Here is a 21,349-nt window from a genome sequence, read left to right on the forward strand (position 1 = left end):
TTCTCCGTCTCTCTCACACCTGCAGCAGCGTGCAGATCCAGTGCATGCCGCTGCTGGTGCTGGTCAGTGCCACCACGTCGCCGGGGTTCAGTTCCCCGGCCGCCTGTAGGCGGCGCAGGGTGACGAGCTGGTCGGCGCAGCCGATGTGGCCGTGGTCCAGGGCCGCTTCGACGTTGGTGTGCTGCAGCGCTATGTCGAGGTCCTTGGCCAGGTCGGCGAGCTGGCGGCCGTTGTCGTTGAAGTGGATGACGCGGGCGATGTCGGCGCGGGTCAGCCCGGCGGTGGCGCAGGCCCGGTCGACGACCTCGCGGCTGCGCGCGCGGATCATCGACACGAACCGGTACATGGCGCGTACGTCGCCGTTGAAGAACGCGTCGAGGCGGTCCTGCGGGTTGCGTACGTGCGGCTGGTCGGGCTGCCCGGCCAGGAACGGGTTGGCCGCGCCGCCGACGTCCATGCGCATGAAGTCGGCGTACGTGCCGTCGGAGATGGTCTCGGTGGTCAGCCAGCGGTAGCCGCCGTGGTCGCGGCGCAGCACCGCCGCGGCGGCCCCGTCGGAGTAGATGCTGGTGTTCATCGCCATGCGGTTCCAGTACGGTTCGGCGACCCGGTTCGCGCCGATGAGCAGCGCGGTCCGGTAGCCGGGGTGCAGGGCGAACTTTCCGGCGACCAGGTCGAACGCGGCGACGCCACCGCCGCAGGCCTGGTTGACCAGGACCGCTTCGGCGCGGTGTGCGCCCAGCCGGGCCTGGGTGGCCGCGGCCGGGTCCCAGTACAGGTATTCGGCGAGGTCGGCGATGGCGAGCACGACCAGGTCGACGTCCTCGGCGGCGACGCCGGCCTCGGCCAGGGCCTGGCGTCCGGCGTCGGCGGCCAGGTCGGTCAGGCCGACGCCGTCGGGGGCGCGGTGGAACGTGCGGTATCCCCAGCCGCGGATCCGGTCCAGTTCGTCGGTGTACGCCGGGGCGAGCTCGGCGACCTGGGACGGTTCGGGCAGGGCCTGTCCGATCGCGACGATGCCGAACGGCACCGCGGCGCGCTGCGGGGCGCGGGCCGGGGCGGCCTGCTCCCAGGTGAGCGCGTGCAGCGTGCCCGCCTGCCCGGCGGCGGTGCCGGGCAGGCCGCGCAGGAACGTCAGCGCGGCCCCGTTGTGCGCGGTCTCCCGGTAGCGGAACACGACGTCGGCACCGTCGGCGCGGGCCGTGATCTCGGCGAGGACCGCGTCCTCGACCTGGCGGCCCAGCACCGGGCAGGACAGCGAGAACAGGTCGACGGTGCACACCCCGTCGGCGCGGCGCAGCCCGACCGCGCCGCTGAGGCCGTAGTCGCCGAACCGGTCCCGTACCGAGACGGCAAGGACTTCGCCGTCGTAGCCGGCGATGGCGGCGGCGTCCTGGTCGTTGCCGAGGGTGAAGTCCTTGGCGCGGGCCACCACCTCGGCGACCTTGTCCAGCCGCCCGGCCGCCGGGTGGACGTCGACGACGACGTTGAGGTTGGCGACGAAGTCGTCCAGCGACACCGGCGACGGCGTGGCCTCGACCGGGGCCGCGACCACCACCGCCGGGCCGGTGACCAGGGGTGCGGGCCGGTCGTACAGGCCCGCGGCGGCCAGTGTCGCGGGCCACGTCTCCGGCTGCGGCCCGAGCAGCACCGCCCGGCCGGGCATCAGGTCCGCGTCGGTGGTCACCAGGACCGCCGAACCTTGCGGGACGCCGAGCGACGTGGCGACCTCGGCGAGCCGTACGTCGGCCGGGCCGGAGTGGATCGCGGTCGCCGCGGCGTGGGTGACCAGTTCGGGGCAGTGCGCGGCCAGCCCGGTCCAGACGGCGTGGTCGGTGGCGCACACGCCGATCCGGGTGCCGGAGCGGGCCAGCGCCCGCAGCGGTCCGCGCAGGGCGGCGGCGGGCGCGCCGGACAGGGTGTCGGCGTCGACCACGACCGCGCGTACGCCTGCCCCGTACCGGCCCGCTAGCAGCCGGGCGAGCTGCCCGCCGAGGTGGGCGAACAGCTCCTCGGTGTAGGGCACCTTCGCGAGGGCGAACATCGCCGGGTGGTGGGCGCGGGCCGCGCCGACGTCGCGGATCGCGTCCTCGGCGTCGGCGAGCAGGACCCCGGGCCGCCCGGCGAGCTGGGCCCGGACGGCTTCGCGGGCCTGGGTGGCCAGGGCAGCTGTTCCGGCGACGGCGGCGGTGTCGCCGACGCCGAGGTCGCGTTCGTCGGGCAGGGCGGGCAGGACGAACACGAGGGTCGCCTGCCAGCGCCCGGCGGCGGCCAGGGCCGCGTCGGCGATGTCGGCCAGGTCCGGGGTCCAGCGGGGTCCGGCCGGGCCGAGTTCCTCGAACCGCGGGGCGGTGACCAGCACGTCGGGTGCGGCGGCCGCGGTCTCGCCCTGGTCGTCGAGGCACTGGCGGATGATCTGATCGAACGGTCCGACGTGGAACCGGGCGGGCAGCCCGGCCTGGTGCAGCGGCAGGCCGAGGTACGGCACGAGCTGGTCGGCGGTGTAGCTGGCCAGCAGGCTGATCCTCAGCACCGCCGGGGCGGCCTCGCGGACGGCCTGTTTCCAGGCCGAGCGCTGCTGGTGCGGGGTGAGGGTGCTCATACGGCGGCTCCCTTGCCGCGTAGCAGGTCCCGCAGGAAGCCGATCGACGGCACGTCGCGGACCTCCTCGTACGCGAACGACACCGCGTAGACCTCTTCCAGGGTCACGACCAGCTGCAGGTGGCGCAGGCTGGTCCAGGCGGGCAGGGTGGCGGGGGTGTCGGCGTCGGTGACGGTCCCCGGGTCGAGGTCCAGCACGTCGGCGATCAGGTCGTGCAGCTGGGCGGGTTCGGCGACCGTGGTCATCGGGCCGCCCCCGCCTCGACGGGCTGCTTGGCCTCGACCGGGGTGTCGGTGGCCGGGTCGGGCTCGGCTGCCGCGGTCTCCGGTGCGACGTCGGGCATGATCGTCTCGATGCGGCGCAGGCTGGGCGTCAGGAACGACACCACGGCCAGCAGGGTGCCGAGCACACCGATGGCGACGAAGACCAGGCCGATACCGCCGACCGAGCCGGTGCCGACCACGCCGCCGAACAGCTTCGCGCCCGTCTCTCCCTCGGCCATCCACGGGACGATGACGTACTCCAGCAGCGGCCCGGCGATCAGCGTCGCGATCGGCACGGACAGCTCCTCGACGAACTGCCGGGCGGCGAAGACGCGGCCCTGGTAGTGCGGCTCGACCTTCTCCTGCCAGACCGAGGTGGCGTAGCCGTCGATGACGGGGATGCACATGTGCACCACGATCAGCGCGAAGCCGAGCACGAGCAGCACGTCGGAGATGCCGTACACGATCCGGCCGATGACGCTGAACGCGACGGTGGCCCACAGCACGTAGCGCATCTTGTCGCGGGGGGTCTTGAGCAGCGCGACCAGGATCGTGCCGCCGATGCCGCCGATCGCGCCGGTGGCCAGCACCAGCGCCAGGGCGTCGGCGTCGTCGCCGGTGCGCTCCAGCACCATCGGGCGCAGCAGCAGCCAGCCGATGGACGCCAGGATGTTGATGACGATCAGGAAGATCTCCAGGTTGCGCAGCGGGCGGCTGCGCATGATGAAGGTGAACCCGAGGCGGCAGTCCTGCCAGAACGTCGACGGTGCGGTGTCGGCCGGTCGCGGCGGGATCGCCGGGATCGCGATGAGCAGCACCGATCCGATGGCGAACAGGTAGGACAGGCTGTCCAGGGCCAGCACCAGCTCGATGCTGGTGGTGGCGAGCAGCAGCGCGGCCAGCAGCGGCGCGAACAGTTCCGGGGTGGTGCGGACCGCGAACATCATGGCGTTGGCGCGCGGGTAGTTGCCGCGCTCCATCATCAGCGTGATCGTGGCCTGGAACACCGGGACCTGGAACGCCACGAACGCGCCGGTGACGAAGTTGAGCACGTACAGCTGCCACAGGTTCGCGGTGTTCGTCAGGAACAGGGCCAGCAGCACGAGCGTGGCCAGCGCGGTGCCGACCTCGGCGAGCATGAGGGTGGTGCGGCGGTTCCAGCGGTCGATGATCGCCCCGGCGATGGGGCTGAACACGACCGTCGCGGCGAACGCGAAGAACAGCGTGAGGGTGAACTGGGTGGTGCTGCCGGTCTGGTCCCACACCCAGACACTGACCGCGAAGTTGGTCATCCGGGTGCCGAGCACGGACAGGAACTGTCCGACCCACAGCACGGAGAAAGCCGCGAATCCGGTGGGACGTCGCATTATCGTGAGGTTCCTTTCTGGAGGGGAGCCGAGGCCTGGTCGAGGAGACCGGTCAGCCGTGCGCAGAGCTCGTCGAGGAACGCCTGCGCGGTCTCGGCGGTGTAGACGGTGGTGCTGTAGCCGACGTCGAGCCGGAGCCGACCGGCGACGATCACGCCGCCGACGTCGAGGTCGTACGGCCACCGGCCGGCGCCGTCGTCGGTGTCGCCGTAGGGGGCGTCGCAGACGTCGAACAGGTCGTCGGCCTGGGAGACCTCGTCGAAGCCGAAGTTGCCCATGTAGTTGAGCGCGATGCGGGGCTGCACGAGTTCGCCCAGCTGCGCGCGTACGGCGTCGTCGGTGGTGGCGTAGCGCAGCACGCCGTAGCCGATGCCGTTGTCGGGGACCTCGGCCAGCTGCGCGGCGACGTGCGCGGCGCGTGCGGCCGGGTCGCCGCCGTCGGGCAGGGCCAGCAGCACCGGGTACATGACCTGGAACCAGCCGGTGGTCCGGTTGAGGTCGATGTCGGCGAACAGGTCCTCGCGCCCGTGGCCGGTGGTGGCCAGCAGGCATTCCCGGCCGCCGGTGCGGGCCGCGACGGCCTCGGTGACCGCCCACATGATCAGGTCGCGGACGCCGAAGCGCAGCCGCCGCACCACGTCGTGCAGGCCGTCGGTCTGCTCGGTGGTCAGCGTGGTGCTGAGCATCGCCCCCGCGGCCAGGGTGGTGACCCCGGCCAGGTCCGGCGGGACCATGGTCGCCTGCTCGGCGGTGCGGCCCAGCCAGTACGGCAGCTGGGCGGTCATGTCGTGGGTGGACAGCCGCTGCGCCCAGGTGCTGTACGCGCTGGTCCTGGGCGGCAGGTGCGGCTGCTGTCCGGCGTCGAGCTGGGTGCACAGCGTGCGCAGGTCGCCGAGCAGCAGGTCGCGGGAGATCGCGTCGACCACCAGGTGGTGGGTGATGATCAGGATCCGGTCCGGCCGGTCCGGGCCGGTCGCGAAGTGCAGCACCCGGCACATCGGCCCGGCGGTCGCGTCCAGGGTCGGCTGCGCGGCGGCGGCCAGCGCCTCCATCGCCGCGTCCTGCTCGGCCGTGGTCCGGCCGGTCAGGTCGTGGCTGACGAACGGCACCGCATCGGAGCCTTCGGCGTGGTGCTGGCGCAGCGTGCCGTCCTCACCACGCACGAACCGCAGCCGCAGCGACGCGTGGTGCTCGGCCAGCAGCCGCACCGCCTCGCCCAGGTGTTCGGCGGCGATCGGGCGCAGCACGTCGAGGTAGTAGGGGTGGTTGAACCACGACGGGTTGTCCATCGTGGCGGCGACCTCCTCGAACCACCACAGCTGCGCCGGGGTCAGCGGCACCGGCCCGGCGGCCAGGTCCGTGCACACCGCCGCGGGCGCGGCGGTGTCGCGGTCCAGGTCCAGTTCGGCGATGGTGCGCCGCTCGGTCAGCTGCCGCGCCGACAGCGTGATGCCCGCCTCGGCGGCGTGGAACGCGACCGTGATGGCCAGCAGCGAGTCGCCGCCGAGTGCGTAGAAGTCGTCGTGGATGCCGACGTCGGTGGTGTGCAGGACCTCGGCCCAGATCGCGGCCAGGGCCCGTTCGCGGTCGGTGCGCGGTGCGGCGACCTGTCCACGGGCCGATCGCCTGCGCCCGGTCCGGACCGCGTCGGCGATGGCGTCGGCGGTGGACAGGTCCTCGGCGAGTTCGGCGAGCAGGTCGGCGGCCAGCGGCGCGGGTGCGGCCGGGTGTGCGGCCGGGGCGTCGAGCTGCCACAGGTGCGCGGTGGGCAGGGCCGGGTCGAGGGTGAGCGCGCCGGGCGGCGGGCTGCCGACGCGTACCGCGCCGACGGTCACCAGCGCCGCGAGCTCCGGCAGGAACGGCCGGGTGCCGAGCACGACCTCGCGGCCGTGGGAGAGTTGTTCGCGCAGCACCGCGACCAGTTCCGGCCCGAAATCGGCGGGGTCTACAGTCACCGTGCCCACCTGCGGGTGGTGTCGCCGCCGGGCGAGCCGGGCCACCGTGGTGGCCAGCGCGGTCTCGAACATCTCGGTGTACGCCGCGCCGTCGCGCCCCGGGTACGGGTCGGTGACGCCGTAGCGGGCCGCCCACCCGTCCATCGCGATCACCCGTACCGCGGGCTGGGTCGCGGCGAACGCCGCCAGCCGGTCGGTGAGCCCGCCCAGCACACCCGCCCAGCGCGGCCCGGTGTGCTCCGCCGAGGCGGGACACACGCCGATGACCAGCTCCGTGCCGGTCCGTGCCTGGTGCGCGTCGACCGCGACAGCCAGCTCCGACAGCGCCCGCTCCCAGACGGTCACCGCCACGGGCAGCGAGACCGCGCCCGGCAGCAGGTCCTGCCAGCGCAGCAGGACCACGTCCAGCACCGTGTCCCGGAACGGGCCCTCGCCGTCCAGTAGCGGGCGGCGCACCTGCCCGGCGGGCGTGGCACGCACCGTCAGGCCGGGCTCGCCGAGCACCTGCGACCAGAACCGCAGCGTCGGCTCCAGCGCCCGGACCGGGAACGACGTCGCCAGCCCGACCACGTCGCCGACCTGCACCGGCGCGGCCGCCTCCACGGCCAGGACCGTGTCCGGGGCGGTGACCAGGTCGGTCAGCAGCCGGCCGAACCGGTCGACGACCGCTTGGGCGCGCTCGGCGCTGAACAGCTCGGCCGAGTACGTGAAGTCGGCCTCCAGCAGGTCCCCGACCCAGTCGAGGGTGAACAGCACGTCGAAGTCCGCACCGGCCGCGCCGACCGGCAGCGGCTCCACGTCCAGGCCCGGCAGGCGCGGCGGCTCCTCGGCGGCGTCGGCGTAGTTGAGCACGCAGCGCAGCGAGTGCCGCGACGAGTCGCGGGGCAGCCGCAACGCCTCCATGATCTTCGGGAACGGCACGCGCTGGTGGGCCTGGGCGTCCTTGACGGTCGCGTGCAGGCGGCGCACCAGCCGCCGGAACGTCAGCCCGCCCGACACGTCCAACCGCAGCGGCAGCAGGTCGGCGAAGCACCCGATGACGCCGCTGAGCTCGGCCCGGTCCCGGCCGCTGGTCGGCATGCCGATGACCAGGTCGGACTGGCCGGACTCCTGCTGCAGCAGCGCCGCGAACACGGTCAGCAGCACGCTGTACGGGGTGACCCCCTCGGCCCTGGCCAGCTCCCGGACCGCGACCCCGACCTCGGCGGAGAACATCCGCCCGGCCCGGCCCGCGACGTCGCCGTCCGCACCGGACGGGCTGTCGCCGGGCAGCTCCACCGGGGACGCCGCATCGCGCAGCCGGTCACGCCAGTACGCCAGGTGCGCGTCGACCTGTGGACCGGACAGCCACTGCTGCTGGTCGTAGGCGAAGTCGCCGTACTGCACGGCGACCTCCGGCAGCGGTGAGGGCAGGCCCGCGGTGTACGCGTCGTACAGCACCGCCAGCTCGTCGAGGAAGATCCCCCACGAGGTGCTGTCGCAGATGATGTGGTGCATCCCGACCAGCAGCTGGTGCTCGTCCGGCCCGGAACGCAGCACCTGCACCCGGACCAGCGGCCCGTCAGCCAGCGAGTACGCGAAACCCGCGTGCGCGTCGACCGCACGCTGCAGGTCGGCGGCCGACGCGATGTCGACCGGCTCGCACCAGGCGGTCAGCTCGGCGTGCACCACCGGCCGGGGCAGGCCCCGGTGCTCGGCGTACGTGGTGCGCAGCACCTCGTGGCGGCGCACGATCTCGGCGACGGCCCGGCGCAGCACCTCGACGTCCAGCGGCCCGCGCAGTGTCGCGGCGAACATCGTGTTGTGCCGGGCGTCGTCGCTGTCGAGCTGGCTGGTCGCCCAGAGCCGCTGCTGGATCGACGACGCCACCGGCACCGCGCCGGCCGGGGCGGGCCGCAGCACGTCGGCCTCCTGCCCGTCGGCGGCGTCGACGACCGCGGCCAGCGCCGCCAGGGTCGGGTTGGTGAACAGGGCGTACAGCGACACCTCCCGGCCGAACTCGCGGCGCAGCGCCGACAAAAGCTGGGTGGCCAGCAGCGAGTGCCCGCCCAGGGCGAAGAAGTCGGAGTTCGCGCCGACCTGCTCCACCCGCAGCACCTCGCGCCAGATCACGGCCAGCCGCTGCTCGGTGTCCGTGTTCGGCTCGACGAGCTGCTCCGCGCTGACCGCGGTGGCGCGCGGCGCGACCCGTTCGGCGATCTCGGCCGGGTCGGCCAGCCGCTCGGCGGCGTACGCGGCCCGCTCCGGTTCGGCCTGCGGCGTCGGCAGGCGGCGCACCGCGATGGCGGCCAGCGCCGCGAAGGAGACCGGCGGGTACGGGATGTGCCCGAGCTCGTCGGTGACCGCGTCGTGGGTGATCTCGTACGGGTGCTCCTCGGCCCAGTCGACGGTCACGCCCGCGACGGTGTGGGCCAGCGCGGCGAGCCGGTCGTCGAGCCGCGCGAACAGCCCGGACAGCCCCCGCTCGGCGGCCGCCGGGGACGCGGGGCAGCGCAGCAGGGCCAGCGGCGCTGCCGTGCGGGCGCGATACCCGGCGACGGCGGCCTCGAAGTCGCGCATCGCCGCGTCGGCGACGGCGGCCGGGTCCGCGCCGGTCTCGGCCCGGCGCAGCCAGTCCTCCCAGCGCAGCAGCCCGACCGTCGCGGCCGCGTCACCGGGGGCGAGCAGATGTTGCACGAGCTGCCCGTACGGGGCGAGCCGCACCGTGGTCGGGGCCTGGGCGAAGTCGAGCCAGCAGCGCAGCGGGTCGGCCAGCAGGTCGGCGGTGAACGTCGCGCCGACCACGACCTGCGGCCGGGCCGTCGACGCGAGCTGCCACAGCGCCGTGTCGGGCGCGGCGACCATCTCCGACAGCACCGCCGAGGTCCGCTCGGCCAGGCGGGCCACGGTGCCGGGCAGGTACAGGTCGGCGTTGTAGTCCAGCACCAGCTCGTCGCCGCCGGACCGGCGCGACAGGGTCACGAACAGGTCGAAGTCGGTGAGCTGGTTGTCGACCGGGACCGGCGTGAACCGGACCCCGGCCGCGTCGCGCTCGGCGGCACCGGCGTCGGTGACCGTGAACATCACCTGGAACAGCGGGTTGATGCCCGGATCGCGCAGCGGCGCGACCTCCTCCACGACCCGCGCGTACGGGGCGTCCTGGTGCCGGTACGCCTCCCCGGTGCTCTGGTGCGTACGCCGCACGGCCTCGCGGACCGTCGGCTGCCCGGACAGGTCCAGCCGCAGCACCAGCATGTTCGCGAACGAGCCGATCAGCGGCTCCAGCTCGGTACGCGGCCGCCCCGCGCCCGGCGTACCCACGACCAGGTCTTCCTGCCCGGTGGTGTGGGCCAGGGCCGTGGTGAACCCGGCCAGCGCGACGGCGTTGAACGCGACCCCGGACTGCTGGGCCAGCGACGCCATCGCCGCCGACAGCGTCGGGGGCAGGGCCAGTACGTGCCTGCCGCCACGGTGGGTCTGCACCGGCGGGCGGCGCAGGTCCGGGCGCGGCGTGCTGGTCAGCGGCGCACCGGCGAGCCGGTCCCGCCAGTACGCCAGGTGCCCGTCGAGGGCCGCCAGCGCGCCGGGTTCGCGCTGGGCGCGGACGTAGGCGGCGAAGTCGGTCCGCAGCGGCGGCAGGTCGGCCGGGACACCCTGGGCGAACTGGCGGTAGAACGCGACCAGCTCGGTGGCGAACACGTCACCGGACCAGGCGTCGTAGACGATGTGGTGCACGACGAGCAGCAGCCGGTGCCGGTCGTCGGCCAGGGCCAGCAGGCACGCGGCCAGCTGCGGCCCGGCGGTCAGGTCGAACGGGGCCAGGCCGTGCTCGACGGCGGTCTGCTCGGCCCGTGCCCGCTGCTGCTCGGCGGGCAGCCCGCGCAGGTCCACCACCGGCAGGGCGACGTCCACGTCGGACAGCACCCGCTGGTACGGGCCCTGGTCGTCCTCGGCGAACGCGAGCCGCAGCGACTGCTGGCGGGCCACGACGGCGTTGAGCGCCGCGCGCAGCGCGCCGGTGTCCAGCGGGCCGTCCAGGTCCAGGGCGAACGGCACGTTGTAGACGGCGGTGCCCGGCTCCATACGATCGAGGAACCACAGCTGTTCCTGGGTGAACGACAGCGGCAGCCGCTGCGGGCGCGCCTGGCGTGCGGCCAGGCGCTGGCGTAGCAGCTCACGCTGCTCGGCGGTGAGGTCGGTCAGCTGGGCTGACATCTCCTGGGTCATCGGTGGCTCCCCCGGTTCAGCGGACGCTGAGCGGACGCAGGTCCGTCCACACGCGCTCGATGTGGTCGAGGCACTCCGGCTGGGTGCCCTGGTATCCGGCGTCGCGCCAGCCGGGAGCGTTCTCCCGGTCGGCGGGCCAGATCGAGTACTGCTCCTCGTGGTTGACGACCACCCGGAAAAGCTGCTGCTCGGTCACGACAGGTCCTTCCGCTGCGTCTGGTTCAGTTCGTGGGCGACCTGCTCCGGCGACATCGCCGCGATCTCGGCGAGCAGGTCGGCAAGGTCGTCGGTGGGCTGCTGCGGCCGCTCGGCGAGCAGGCCGGTGACCGTGGCCGCGAGGCCCGCGATCGTGGGCGTCTCGAACAGGGCGCTGGTGGGCAGGTCGACGCCGAACGCCTCCCGGATCCGCGCGACGATCTTCGTGCCGAGCAGCGAGTGCCCGCCGAGGCTGAAGAAGTCCTGGTCCGGGCCGATCTGCGCGATGCCCAGCAGGTCGGCCCAGATCTGGTGGACGACCTCCAGCGGCGTGCCGCGCGGCCCGGCCGTGACCACGGCCGGGGCGGTCTCGGCGGCGAGCGTGCCACCGGCCTCGACCCAGTGCCGCTCGCGCGCGAACGGGTACGTCGGCAGCGGCACCCGGCGGCGGCCGGTCGGGTCGCCGAGGTCGGCGTCGACCCCGGCCAGCCACATCCGGCCCACGGCGGCGGCCATCGCGATCCGGTCGTCGCCGGCGTTCTTCGGGCCCGGCAGCGACGGGGTGCTGCGCTGCTCGGCCTCGGGGTGCTGGCGGGCCAGGGTGGTCAGCGCCGCCCCGGGACCGACCTCCAGCAGCAGGTACGGCCCGGCCAGCAGCCGCCGTACGCAGTCGTCGAAGCGGACCGGTTCGCGCAGTTGGCGGGCCCAGTACTTCGGGTCGGCGGCGTCGTGGTCGGACAGCCACTCCCCGGTCACGTTCGACAGCACCGGCAGCCGCGGCGGGTGCGCCGGGAACCGGGCCACGTGCTCGGCGAACTCGGCCAGGACCGGTTCCATCATCGCCGAGTGGAACGCGTGCGAGGTGTGCAGCGGCCGGGTCGGCACGCCGTCGGCGGCCAGCGCGGCCGCGAACGCCTCGACCTGCGCGGCCGGTCCCGACACCACCGACAGCGTCGGGGCGTTGGCGGCGGCCAGTTCCACGCCGAGGGGCAGCCGCTCGGCCAGCCGGGCGGCGGGCAGCGGCACCGACAGCATCGCGCCGGGTGGCATCGACTGCATCAGGCGGCCGCGTTCGGCGATGATCGCCAGCGCGTCGGGCAGGGTGAACACCCCGGCCAGGCACGCCGCGACGTACTCGCCGATGCTGTGCCCGACCGCCGCCGCCGGGCGTACGCCCCGGTGCATCCACAGCCGGGCCAGCGCGTACTCGACCGTGAACAGGGCGGGCTGGGTGATCCGGGTCTGGCGCAGCAGCGCGTCGTCGCGGTCGCGGTAGAGCACGTGCCGCAGGTCCACGCCCAGCAGCGGCGTGAGCAGGTCGGCGCACTCGTCCAGGTGCCGGGCGAACTCCGGCTCGGTGCGGTACAACTGCTCGGCCATGCCCGCGTACTGCGCGCCCTGCCCGGGGAACAGGAACGCCACGGTCCCGTCGGTCAGGTCGCCGGTGGCGGTGTCCAGGGTGGCCGGTGCCCCGAGCGCGGCGACGGCCTGCTCGGCGGTGCGGCAGGCCACGGCCAGCCGGTGCTCGAAGCGGCGGCGGGTCTCGCGCAGCGTGTAGGCGACATCGCCCAGGTCGGCGTCGGTGCCGGACAGGTGCTCGCGCAGCCGGTCGCGGGCGTCGTCCAGAGCCTGCGGGGTACGCGCCGACAGCACGAGCACGTGCTCGGCCGCCGCCGACGGCGTGACCTCGACGGCGGGCGGCTGCTCCACGATGACGTGGGCGTTGGTGCCGCCGATCCCGAACGAGCTGACCCCGGCGCGGCGCGGCACCCCGGTCACCGGCCACGACTCGGGCGCGGTGTTGACGTACAGGCTCCCGCCCGCCAGGGCCGGGTGCGGCTGGGTGAAGTAGGGGCTGGGCGGGACGACGCCGTCGCGTACCGCCAGGCAGGCCTTGATCAGGCCGGTGACGCCGGCGGCGACGTCGAGGTGGCCGGTGACGGCCTTGACCGAGCCGAGCGCGCGCCGGCCGGTGCCGAACACCTCCTGCAGCGCGGCGAGTTCGACCTGGTCACCGAGGGCGGTGCCGGTGCCGTGCGCCTCCAGGTAGCCGATGGTCGCCGGGTCGACGTCGGCGGCCCGCAGCGCGGTCCGGATGACGTCGGCCTGCCCGTCGACGCTCGGGGCGGTGTAGCCGACCTTGGCCCGGCCGTCGTTGTTGACCGCCGAACCCTTGATCACAGCGTGGATCGTGTCGCCGTCGGCGAGCGCGTCGGCCAGCCGCCGCAGCGCGACGACCGCGACGCCGCTGCCGCCGACGGTGCCGGTCGCGGCCGTGTCGAACGGGCGGCACACCCCGTCGCGGGACATGATCCCGCCCGGCTCGTACCGGTACCCGGCCGCCAGCGGCAGCCGCAGGTACGCCGCCCCGGCCAGCGCGACGTCGCACTCCCCCGCCAGCAGCGCCTGACCGGCCAGGTGCACCGCGACCAGCGACGACGAGCACGCCGTCTGCACGGCCACGGCCGGGCCGCGCAACCCCAGGTGGTACGCGACCCGGGTCGCCACGGCGTCCTTGTCGTTGGCCACCGACATCTCGTACTCCGACCCGGCCCGCTCCCCGGCGGGCAGCAGGTGGTGCAGCAGGTAGCCGCTCAGCGCGGTCGCGGCGTACACGCCCACGGACAGCTCGTCGACGTCGGCGACGTGCCCGGCCGACTCCAGCGCCTGCCACGCGCACTCCAGGAACAGCCGCTGCTGCGGGTCGATCAGCCGGGCGTCACGCGGCGAGTAGCCGAAGAACCCCGCGTCGAACCGGTCCGCGCCGTCCAGCACCCCGAACACCGGCACGTAGTCCGGGCGGGTGCGCTCGGCCTCGGGCACCGACCCGGCCAGCTCCTCGGCCGTGAACCGGGTCGACACCGGCTTGCCCGCGAGCACGTCGCGCCACAGCCCGGCCACGTCGCCGCTGCCGGGGAACCGACCGGCCAGGCCGACTACCGCGAGGTCGAGTCCACTGTCGTCGCTCATCGTCTCCCCATCTCCGCCCGCACCCGCCGGGTGCGCGCTGCCAGTGCCGCGCGGCCGTCGACCGCCGGGGCCGTCCGCGCCGCGGCGGGGGCCGCGGTGTCCTCGTCGAGGAACCGGGCCAGCCGCGCCACGGTCGGGTACCGGAACAGGTCGACGGCGGCGATCTGCACGCCGAGCGCGTCCCGTAGTCCCGCGTGGACCCGGACCAGCAGCATCGAGTTGCCGCCCAGGTCGAAGAAGTTGTCGTCGGCGCCGATCCGGTCCAGGCCCAGCACGGCCCGCCACACGTCGGCGACGGCCTGCTCGGTCGCCCCGCGCGGGGCCCGGTACGGCGTGCCCAGCTGCGGCCGGGCCGCCGTCGGCGCGGGCAGGGCCCGCTGGTCGAGCTTGCCGTTCGGGGTCGTCGGCAGGTCGGCCACCTCGACGAACGCGGCCGGGACCATGAACTCGGGCAGGTCGCGCAGCAGCTCGGTGCGCAGCGCGTCGGCGCTGACCCCGCCCGGCCGCTGCGCCACCACGTATCCGACGAGGCGTTTGTGTCCGGGCTGGTCCTCGCGGACGACGACCGCGCAGCGGGCGACCCCGGCGCAGTCGCGCAGCCGGGCCTCGACCTCGCCGGGCTCGACCCGGTTGCCGCGGATCTTCACCTGCCCGTCGCGGCGGCCCAGGATGTCCAGGCTGCCGTCGGCCCGCCAGCGCGCCAGGTCACCGGTGCGGTACAGGCGCGCGCCCGGCTCGGCCGCGTACGGGTCCGGCACGAACGCGGCCGCGGTCAGCGCGGCCCGGCCCAGGTAGCCCCGTCCCACGGCCGCCCCGCCGATGAACAGCTCCCCGGCGACGCCGATCGGCACGGGCCGCATCCGCGCGTCGAGCACGTGGATGCTCGCCCCGGTCATCGGCGTGCCGATCGGGACGGCCGGGCCGCCGGTGTACCGCCCGCCGGTGACCATCACCGACGTCTCGGTCGGGCCGTACGTGTTGAAGAAGGCGCGGCCGTGCTGCCACGCGGCGGCGACGTCGACCGGGCAGCTCTCCCCGCCGACGGTCAGCACCCGCAGCTCGGGAACCTGCGCCGGGTCCATCGCCTGCAAGGCGACCGGCGGCACGTCGAGCATCGTGATGCGCCGCCGGGCCAGGGTGCGCGCCAGGTCGGGGCCGGGCATCCGGTCGTGGCGGGCCACGATGTGCAGCTCGGCGCCGGCGCACAGGGCGGTGAGCATGTCCGACACGGCCGCGTCGAAGCCGGGTCCGTGGAACTGCAGCACCCGGTCGCCGGCCGTGATCGCGAGCAGGTCGTCGATGGCGTCGGCGAGGTTGCTCAGCCCCCGGTGGGTGCTCACCACACCCTTGGGCCGACCGGTGGAACCGGACGTGTAGATCAGGTACGCGGCCTCGTCGGGACCCGGCGTGACATCCGGGCGCGGCGCGTCCGGCAGGTCCTCGACGCGCAGCAGCACCGGCCCGGCGGGTACCGCGGGCGCGGTCGCCGCGTCGGTGAGCACCAGCACGGCCTCGGAGTCGGCGAGCAGGTAGCGGATGCGTTCGGCGGGCAGGTCGGGGTCGATCGGCACGTACACGGCCCCAGCGGCGAGCACACCGAGGAACGCCGCTACGGCCTGCGGGCCTGGTCGCAGCCATACCGCGACGGGCGTCTCCGGTCCGTCCACGGCGTCGTAGACCGCAGCGGCGATGCTGCCCGCCAAGGTGTGCAGTTCGCCGTAGGTCGTCCGCCGATCGTCGCAGTCGACGGCGATGCGGTCCGGGTCGATCGCGGCGATCCGGTCGAGCACCGGCCGCCACGGCGACGGCGGCCGGGTCACCGACCAGCCCTCGATCGCCCGGCGCTCCTGCTCGTCCAGCAGCGGCAGTACGGCGATCGGGCGGTCGGGGTCGGCGAGCGCCGCCGCCAGCAGGCGGTGCACGTGTCCGGCGATCCGGTCGGCGGTGTCGGCGGTGAACAGCGACGTGCGGTACTCCAGCTTGCCCGCGATCCCGTCCGGGCCGGGGGTCAGCGTCAGGGTCAGGTCGAACATGGCGGTGCCGGTGGTCTGCTCGACACCGTGCACGTCGACGCCAGGCAGCCGCAGCCGGGCGGCCCAGCCGCTCTCCATCGCGAACATGACCTGCGCGAGAGGCGTGCTGCCCGGGTCGCGGGCGGTGTGCAGCCGGTCGACGAGGGTGTCGAACGGCAACTGCTGGTGGGCCAGCGCGCCCAGGCTCGTCTCGCGGACCCGGTGCAGCAGCTGCCGGAACGTGGTGCCGTCGGGCACCTGGGCGCGCACGGCGACGGTGTTGGCGAACAGGCCCACGGCCTGCTCGGCGGCCAGGGTCGTGCGGCCCGACACGGGCGTGGCGACGACGAAGTCCGCGCCGCCGTACCGCGACAGCACCGCCTGCCAGGCCGCCAGCAGCACCATGTACGCCGTGCCGCTGACCGACGCGGCCAGCGCCGACACCTGCTCGGACAGCGCCACCGGCCAGGCGAAGGTCAGCTCCGCGCCGGACTCGTCGAGCACCAGCGGCCGGGGCAGGTCGGTGGGCAGGTCCACGGTCGCCGGCGCGCCGTCCAGGTGCGACCGCCAGTAGGCGACCAGCTCGTCGGCATCGGACTCGACGGCGGCCTCGACGTGGCGGGGCGCGGCGGCGAGTTCGCCACCGGCGTACGCCTGGGACAGGTCGTCGAACAGCAGGCCCATGCTCCACCCGTCGCAGACGATGTGGTGCAGCTCCAGGTGCAGCGTCCACCGCTGCGGGCCGTCCGGGACCAGCGTCGCCCGCACCGGAGGCGCGACCGCCAGGTCGAACAGGACCTCGGTGAACGTGTCGGCGACCCGCAGCCGCGTGCCCGCCGGGGCCTGCGGCAGCACCCACTGCCACGGCTCGCCCTCGATCTCGACGAACACCGTGCGCAGCGCCTGGTGCCGGGCCAGGACCCGGTCGAACGCGTCCGCCAGCGCGGCCGTGTCCAGCGCCCCGGTCAGCGTGAACGCGAAGTGCACGTGGCACATCGGGCTGCCGGGCCACAGCCGGTCGTGCAGCCACATCCGGCGCTGCGCGGCGGTCAGCGGGTGCAGGTCGTACTGTCCGGCGGCGTCACGCAGGCTCCGCAGGAACGACCGCTGCCGGTCGGCGGGCAGCGCGTGCAGGCGTTCGAGCAGATCAGGGGCGGTCATCAGCAGTCTCCTCAGCGCTCGAACTCGGCGAGCAGATCGGCCACGTCACGTCCGGCCCCCACGCCGACCGGCACGGGCGCAGCCGTGGCAGCCGGTGCGCTCGCGAGCCCGGCCAGCGCCGTGGCGAGCGTCGCGACGGTCGGATGGTCGAACAGCAGTTGCAGCGGCACGTCGACCCCGTGCGCGGCCGACAGCCGCGAGCGGACCCGGGCCGCGTCGATCGAGTTGCCGCCGATCGCGAAGAAGTCGGCCTCGGCCCCGCCGTCGACGGCCCGCCCGAGCGCCTCCTGCCACACGTCGAGCACGGCCCGCTGTGCCGCCGTCAGCTCCGTCGCCGGTGCGGCGGCATCGGCGGCGGGCACCGGCAGCGCGGACAGGTCGACCTTGCCGTTGGGGTTGAGCGGCAGCTTCGCCAGCTGTGTGAACACGGCCGGAACGAGATAGGCGGGCAGCCGCTCGGACAGCTCGGCGCGTACGGCGGCGGGGTCGGCGCCCTCCAGCACGACGTAGGCCAGCAGCCGGGTGTCGCCGTGCGCGGCCCGGTCGGCGACGACCGCGACCTCGACGACCCCGGGCAGGGCCCGCAGCGCGTCCTCGATCTCGGCCGGTTCCACCCGGTGGCCGCGCACCTTCACCTGCCGGTCGACCCGGCCGAGGAACTCCAGCGCCCCGTCGGCGCGGCGGCGGGCCAGGTCACCGGTGCGGTACATCCGCGCGCCGGGCTCGACGGCGAACGGGTCGGGCAGGAACCGCTGCGCGGTCAGCGCGGCCCGGCCCAGGTAACCCCGGGCCACGCCCGCCCCGCCGAGGAACATCTCGCCCGCCGTGCCGTCCGGCACCGGCCGCAGCTGCTCGTCGAGCAGGTACACGGCACTGTTGGCGGCCGGGTGGCCGATCGGCACGATGCGGTCCGCGCCGGTCTGCGCGGTGCAGCGGTGGGCGGTGGCGTACACGGTGATCTCGGTCGGGCCGTACAGGTTGACCAGCTCGGTGTCCGGGCAGTGCGCCCCCAGGCTCGCGATGGTGCGCGCGTCGGCCTGCTCCCCGCCGAACGACAGGTGGCGTACACCGGCGAACACCGCCGGGTCCTCGGCCGCGACCTGCCGCAGCAGCGACGTCGGCAGGAACAGCACGTCGACGCCGTACGCGGTCAGCGCGCCGCGCAGCCGCTGGGCGACCAGCAGCTCGTCCTTGCCGAGCCCGACCAGCCGGGCGCCGTTGAGCAGCGCGCCCCACGTCTCCAGGGTCGCGGCGTCGAAGGAGATGTTGGCCGCCTGCACGGCGGTGTCGGTGGGCCGCACCTCGATCGCGTCGGCGCTGCGCGCCAGGCGCACGATGTTGCGGTGGGTGACCGCGACGCCCTTCGGCCCGCCGGTCGAGCCGGAGGTGTACATGACGTACGCCAGCGACTGCGGCCCGACGCGCACCCGCGGGCGGGTCGACGGCTGCCCGGCCAGGTCCAGGGTGTCCAGGTCGACGTGCCGGCCCGGGATCTCGGTGCCGTGGCCGCCGGCGCGCAGCACGAACCCGACGCCCGCGTCGCGGCACATGTACTCCAGCCGCTCGGCCGGGTACGACGGGTCCAGCGGCACGAAACACGCCCCGGCCTTCAGCGCCGCCAGCGCCCCCACGATCCAGTTCTCGTCCCGGCTGCACAGCCCGACCCGCGCCTCGGGCCCGACCCCGGCCGCCAGCAGGTGGTGGGCCAGGCGGTTGGCCCGCTCGTCCAGTTCCCGGTAGGTCAGCGCCACGGCCCCGAAGGCCAGCGCCGGCGCGTCCGGCGCGCGGTCGGCCCAGTCCTCGAACAGGCCGTGCACCGTGCGCTCGCCCGGAAACGGCGACACGCTGACCGCGCCCTGCCCGAGCTGCTGCTGATCTGGCGTCATGCTCACCGTCGTCCCTCCCCTGATGTGAAGGCCAGTCTCTTGAGGGGTTTTCGGGTTTCCTTCGCGCGAGGTTCAGAGACCCTTCGCGTGGCGACCGGTGCGGGTGGGCGGCGCAGGTCAGCGGTGGTGCGAAGTGAGAGGTCCGACACATGACAGTCCCCGTGGCGAGCACCGGGCGACGCGAAAGGGGCCGCCGGGGGCGGGTGCTGTTCGCACCTGCCCCCGGCGGCCCCTAGGCCCGCGGTCGTTCCGGGTCAGCGCAGGCGCGCACCCCTGCTGATCGGCTCGTGGACCGGGTCGCCCAGCTCGTCCGGGGCGGCCGGGGCCACCCCGATCTCCTGCATGCAGCGGGCGTAGCTGCGGTAGCGCCGGCGCGCCTCACCGTGCCGGCCCGCCCGCTGCAGCAGCCGCACCAGCTCCACATGCGCCTCCTCGTCGTAGGAGTCGCAGCGCAGGATCCGCAGCAGGCACGACACCTGCTCGTCCACATCGCCCGAACGCACCACGCGGGCACGCAGCACGCTGACGTACGCCGCCTGCGCCTCGTCGCGCAGCTCCTGCGTCCAGTCCGCGTACGGGTCGTCGGACATGAACTCGCCCACGTACATCGCCTCGGCGGCCGCGAGCAGCTCCGCGGCGGCCGGGTCGCCGTGCCGGTGGGCGGCGCACGCGTCCGACGCCGCGATCAGGAACCGCTCCACGTCCACATTGACCAGATCCAGGTTCAGCCCCACCGCCGAACGGTCGGCCTCGATCAGGTGCGCGTGCTGGATGCGGCGGTCCGGGTCCAGCACCCGCCGCAGCGTCGACAGCTGCACCGACAGGCGGCTGCCTCCGGCGGCCAGGGACTGCCCCGGCCACAGCAGCTCCATCAGCCGCGGCCGCGGCACCGGCCGCCCGCGCGCCGACACCAGGATCTTCAGCAGGTCACGGGCCTTCTTCGACTGCCACTCGTTCGGCGCGATGCCCGATCCCGCGCGCAGCACCCGGAAACCGCCCAGGCACAGCACCGTGATCGGCGGGGTGCGCCGCGCGACGACGGTCAGCGCGTCGGCGACCCCCGGGGCCAGCGACACGCCCTGGCGCAGCGTCTCCACCTCCCACCGCGCTGACCTGCCGCCGGTCGCGCCGCGCACGGCGGCCGCCACCGCCCGGACCCGTGCCTCACCCGGCCAGTCCCCGACCTCGCCATAGCCCTGCCGGGACTTCTGGAACAGGCCCGCGGCGACCCGCGGATCGACCGCGACCAGGGCCAGCAGTTCCAGCGCCTCCGCGCCGGTCGCGACCTGCTCCTCGCGGGCCGCGACGATCCGCGCCTCCTCCCCGTCGACCAGCGCGGTCGCGACATCGCCGCAGATCAGCGACACCCACGCCCGGCTGAGCAGCGCCGCCGTGCGCCCATGGCCGTACGCCCCCGTCACCGCCTGCTGCGCGTGGTCCTTGGCCAGGGCCGGATCGTCGGCGACGATGACCCGGGCCAGCTCCCCGTGGATCGCGGCGTCGAGCGCGAGCGCCGCGGGCCCGGCCGGCAGATGCTTGGCGGCCCCCTCCAGCGCCGCCTTGGCCTGCACCAGGTCCCGGCGGCGGCGGTGCACGGCACCGAGCACCAGCAGCGCGTACGCCTCGTCGTGGCACACCTGCGCGGTGTCGCGCAGCCGCCCGGCCCGCACCGCGTCCATGAGCGCGTCGTCCAGCCGGCCGACCCGTGCCTTGGCCTCGGCGGCCACACTCAGCGCGAACGGCTCCAGTCCGGTGAACCCGCCCAGCTGGCTCAGCCCGGCGGCCCGCTCGGCGTCGGCGGCCGCGTCGGTGAAACGCTCCCGGCGGATGCCCCACCGGGCCCTGCTCAGCGTCGTCATCACCTCCAGCAGCACCGTGTGCTCCTCCGGCGCGGCGTCCCAGGCGGCGCGGGCGTGCTCGTCGCCGAGCGGCTCGTCGCCACGGTGGCAGGCGTGCAGTGCCATGGCCCGGTGGCAGGCCGCCCGCAGCGGCGCGTCCACACCGGCCGACCCGGCCTCGGCGTGACGCAGCCAGGCCACGCTGCGTTCCTGGTCGCCCCAAGCCCGATACCAGACCGAGGCCAGGCAGCCCAGCAGCACCCGGTCGCGGCCACGCGGGTCGTCCGGATCGATGGTGTCCAGAAGGGTCACCGCCTCGGCCAGGCCCCCGTCGTGGTAGGCGGTGAGCGCCGCCTGGGCTCCTGGTGGGCTGACACGGTGATCGTCTAACGGGCCGGACGCGTGTTCGGCACCGGCCAGCAGCAGCTCGGTGGCCACACGGTCGCCCGCGGCGATGCAGCCGCTCAGATTCATGTCTTCTCTTTCCGCATGACGTCTCTCGTGGACAGGTCACTCCCCATGCCTCGCGGTGCTCCGGCGCACGGGTTCTCGCGCGTCGGAGGCGGTCCGCCGGCCGCCAGGTCGGCGGCGGCATGCTGTGGGGCGGTGTCGGGCATGGTGGCGCGGGCGGGCTCGCCGCCTTATCGAAGCGCTGAATTGACCGTTACAGACAGATGAATGCGATACTGCATGATTCCCCCCGGAATGTCTCGTGCTCGGACCCTCGGGAAGGCTATTGATAAATAGAAATACATGCAAGGTCGTTGCGGATGAGTGAGGTCACACGGCACCGTTCACGGGACGTTAAGAACCTGCCCGTAAGCTGCGCACACACCGTCGCCACCCTCGTCGCACGCGATGTGGCGCGACAGGCGTCCCACCAGGTTCGCAGGG

At 74.4% G+C, this 21,349-nt stretch carries 9 protein-coding genes; all 9 read right to left on the reverse strand.

The annotated features are described in order from the left end of the window. Window positions 1-13 precede the first annotated feature (13 nt). The 9 genes from HAV40_RS04780 to HAV40_RS04820 all read right to left on the reverse strand — a co-directional run bounded on the left by HAV40_RS04780 (window position 14) and on the right by HAV40_RS04820 (window position 20,929). On the reverse strand, window positions 14-2,602 hold the full coding sequence (locus HAV40_RS04780; protein ID WP_166379330.1) for a 3-oxoacyl-[acyl-carrier-protein] synthase III C-terminal domain-containing protein: 2,589 nt from the start codon (window positions 2,600-2,602) through the stop codon (window positions 14-16). Beyond that, window positions 2,599-2,847 (reverse strand): acyl carrier protein, encoded by a 249-nt coding sequence (locus HAV40_RS04785; RefSeq protein ID WP_166379332.1) that lies wholly within the window; start codon window positions 2,845-2,847, stop codon window positions 2,599-2,601. The genes HAV40_RS04780 and HAV40_RS04785 overlap by 4 nt, the downstream gene beginning before the upstream one ends. After that, window positions 2,844-4,232: an MFS transporter gene (locus HAV40_RS04790; RefSeq protein ID WP_203671392.1), complete on the reverse strand. Its 1,389-nt coding sequence runs from the start codon at window positions 4,230-4,232 to the stop codon at window positions 2,844-2,846. Before HAV40_RS04790 ends, HAV40_RS04785 begins: the two co-directional genes overlap by 4 nt. Then, window positions 4,232-10,393, reverse strand: a complete 6,162-nt coding sequence (locus HAV40_RS04795) for a condensation domain-containing protein (protein ID WP_166379334.1) — start codon at window positions 10,391-10,393, stop codon at window positions 4,232-4,234. Before HAV40_RS04795 ends, HAV40_RS04790 begins: the two co-directional genes overlap by 1 nt. A gap of 16 nt (window positions 10,394-10,409) precedes the next feature. Next, a complete protein-coding gene (locus tag HAV40_RS04800; protein WP_166379336.1) occupies window positions 10,410-10,589 on the reverse strand; it encodes an MbtH family protein in 180 nt (59 codons plus the stop codon). Beyond that, window positions 10,586-13,558 (reverse strand): type I polyketide synthase, encoded by a 2,973-nt coding sequence (locus HAV40_RS04805; protein WP_166379338.1) that lies wholly within the window; start codon window positions 13,556-13,558, stop codon window positions 10,586-10,588. Before HAV40_RS04805 ends, HAV40_RS04800 begins: the two co-directional genes overlap by 4 nt. Continuing rightward, the gene (locus tag HAV40_RS04810) at window positions 13,555-16,731 is read right to left on the reverse strand and encodes a non-ribosomal peptide synthetase (protein WP_166379340.1); all 3,177 of its coding nucleotides are present in this window, start codon (window positions 16,729-16,731) and stop codon (window positions 13,555-13,557) included. The genes HAV40_RS04805 and HAV40_RS04810 overlap by 4 nt, the downstream gene beginning before the upstream one ends. Before the next feature lie 11 nt (window positions 16,732-16,742). After that, window positions 16,743-18,617 carry a non-ribosomal peptide synthetase gene (locus tag HAV40_RS04815; RefSeq protein WP_239086364.1) on the reverse strand — a complete coding sequence of 625 codons (1,875 nt, stop codon included), beginning with the start codon at window positions 18,615-18,617 and terminating at the stop codon, window positions 16,743-16,745. 254 nt (window positions 18,618-18,871) lie between these two features. Continuing rightward, window positions 18,872-20,929, reverse strand: a complete 2,058-nt coding sequence (locus HAV40_RS04820) for an AfsR/SARP family transcriptional regulator (protein ID WP_166379343.1) — start codon at window positions 20,927-20,929, stop codon at window positions 18,872-18,874. Window positions 20,930-21,349 lie beyond the last annotated feature (420 nt).

The organism is Catellatospora methionotrophica (assembly GCF_011297335.1).
Classification (GTDB): Bacteria; Actinomycetota; Actinomycetes; order Mycobacteriales; family Micromonosporaceae; genus Catellatospora; species Catellatospora methionotrophica.

Excerpts from the sequence above, each read along its gene's own strand:
- HAV40_RS04780 (WP_166379330.1), bottom strand. The coding sequence starts at position 2,602 with ATGAGCACCCTCACCCCGCACCAGCAGCGCTCGGCCTGGAAACAGGCC.
- HAV40_RS04785 (WP_166379332.1), bottom strand. The coding sequence starts at position 2,847 with ATGACCACGGTCGCCGAACCCGCCCAGCTGCACGACCTGATCGCCGAC.
- HAV40_RS04790 (WP_203671392.1), bottom strand. The coding sequence starts at position 4,232 with ATGCGACGTCCCACCGGATTCGCGGCTTTCTCCGTGCTGTGGGTCGGA.
- HAV40_RS04795 (WP_166379334.1), bottom strand. The coding sequence starts at position 10,393 with ATGACCCAGGAGATGTCAGCCCAGCTGACCGACCTCACCGCCGAGCAG.
- HAV40_RS04805 (WP_166379338.1), bottom strand. The coding sequence starts at position 13,558 with ATGAGCGACGACAGTGGACTCGACCTCGCGGTAGTCGGCCTGGCCGGT.
- HAV40_RS04810 (WP_166379340.1), bottom strand. The coding sequence starts at position 16,731 with ATGACCGCCCCTGATCTGCTCGAACGCCTGCACGCGCTGCCCGCCGAC.
- HAV40_RS04815 (WP_239086364.1), bottom strand. The coding sequence starts at position 18,617 with ATGACGCCAGATCAGCAGCAGCTCGGGCAGGGCGCGGTCAGCGTGTCG.
- HAV40_RS04820 (WP_166379343.1), bottom strand. The coding sequence starts at position 20,929 with ATGAATCTGAGCGGCTGCATCGCCGCGGGCGACCGTGTGGCCACCGAG.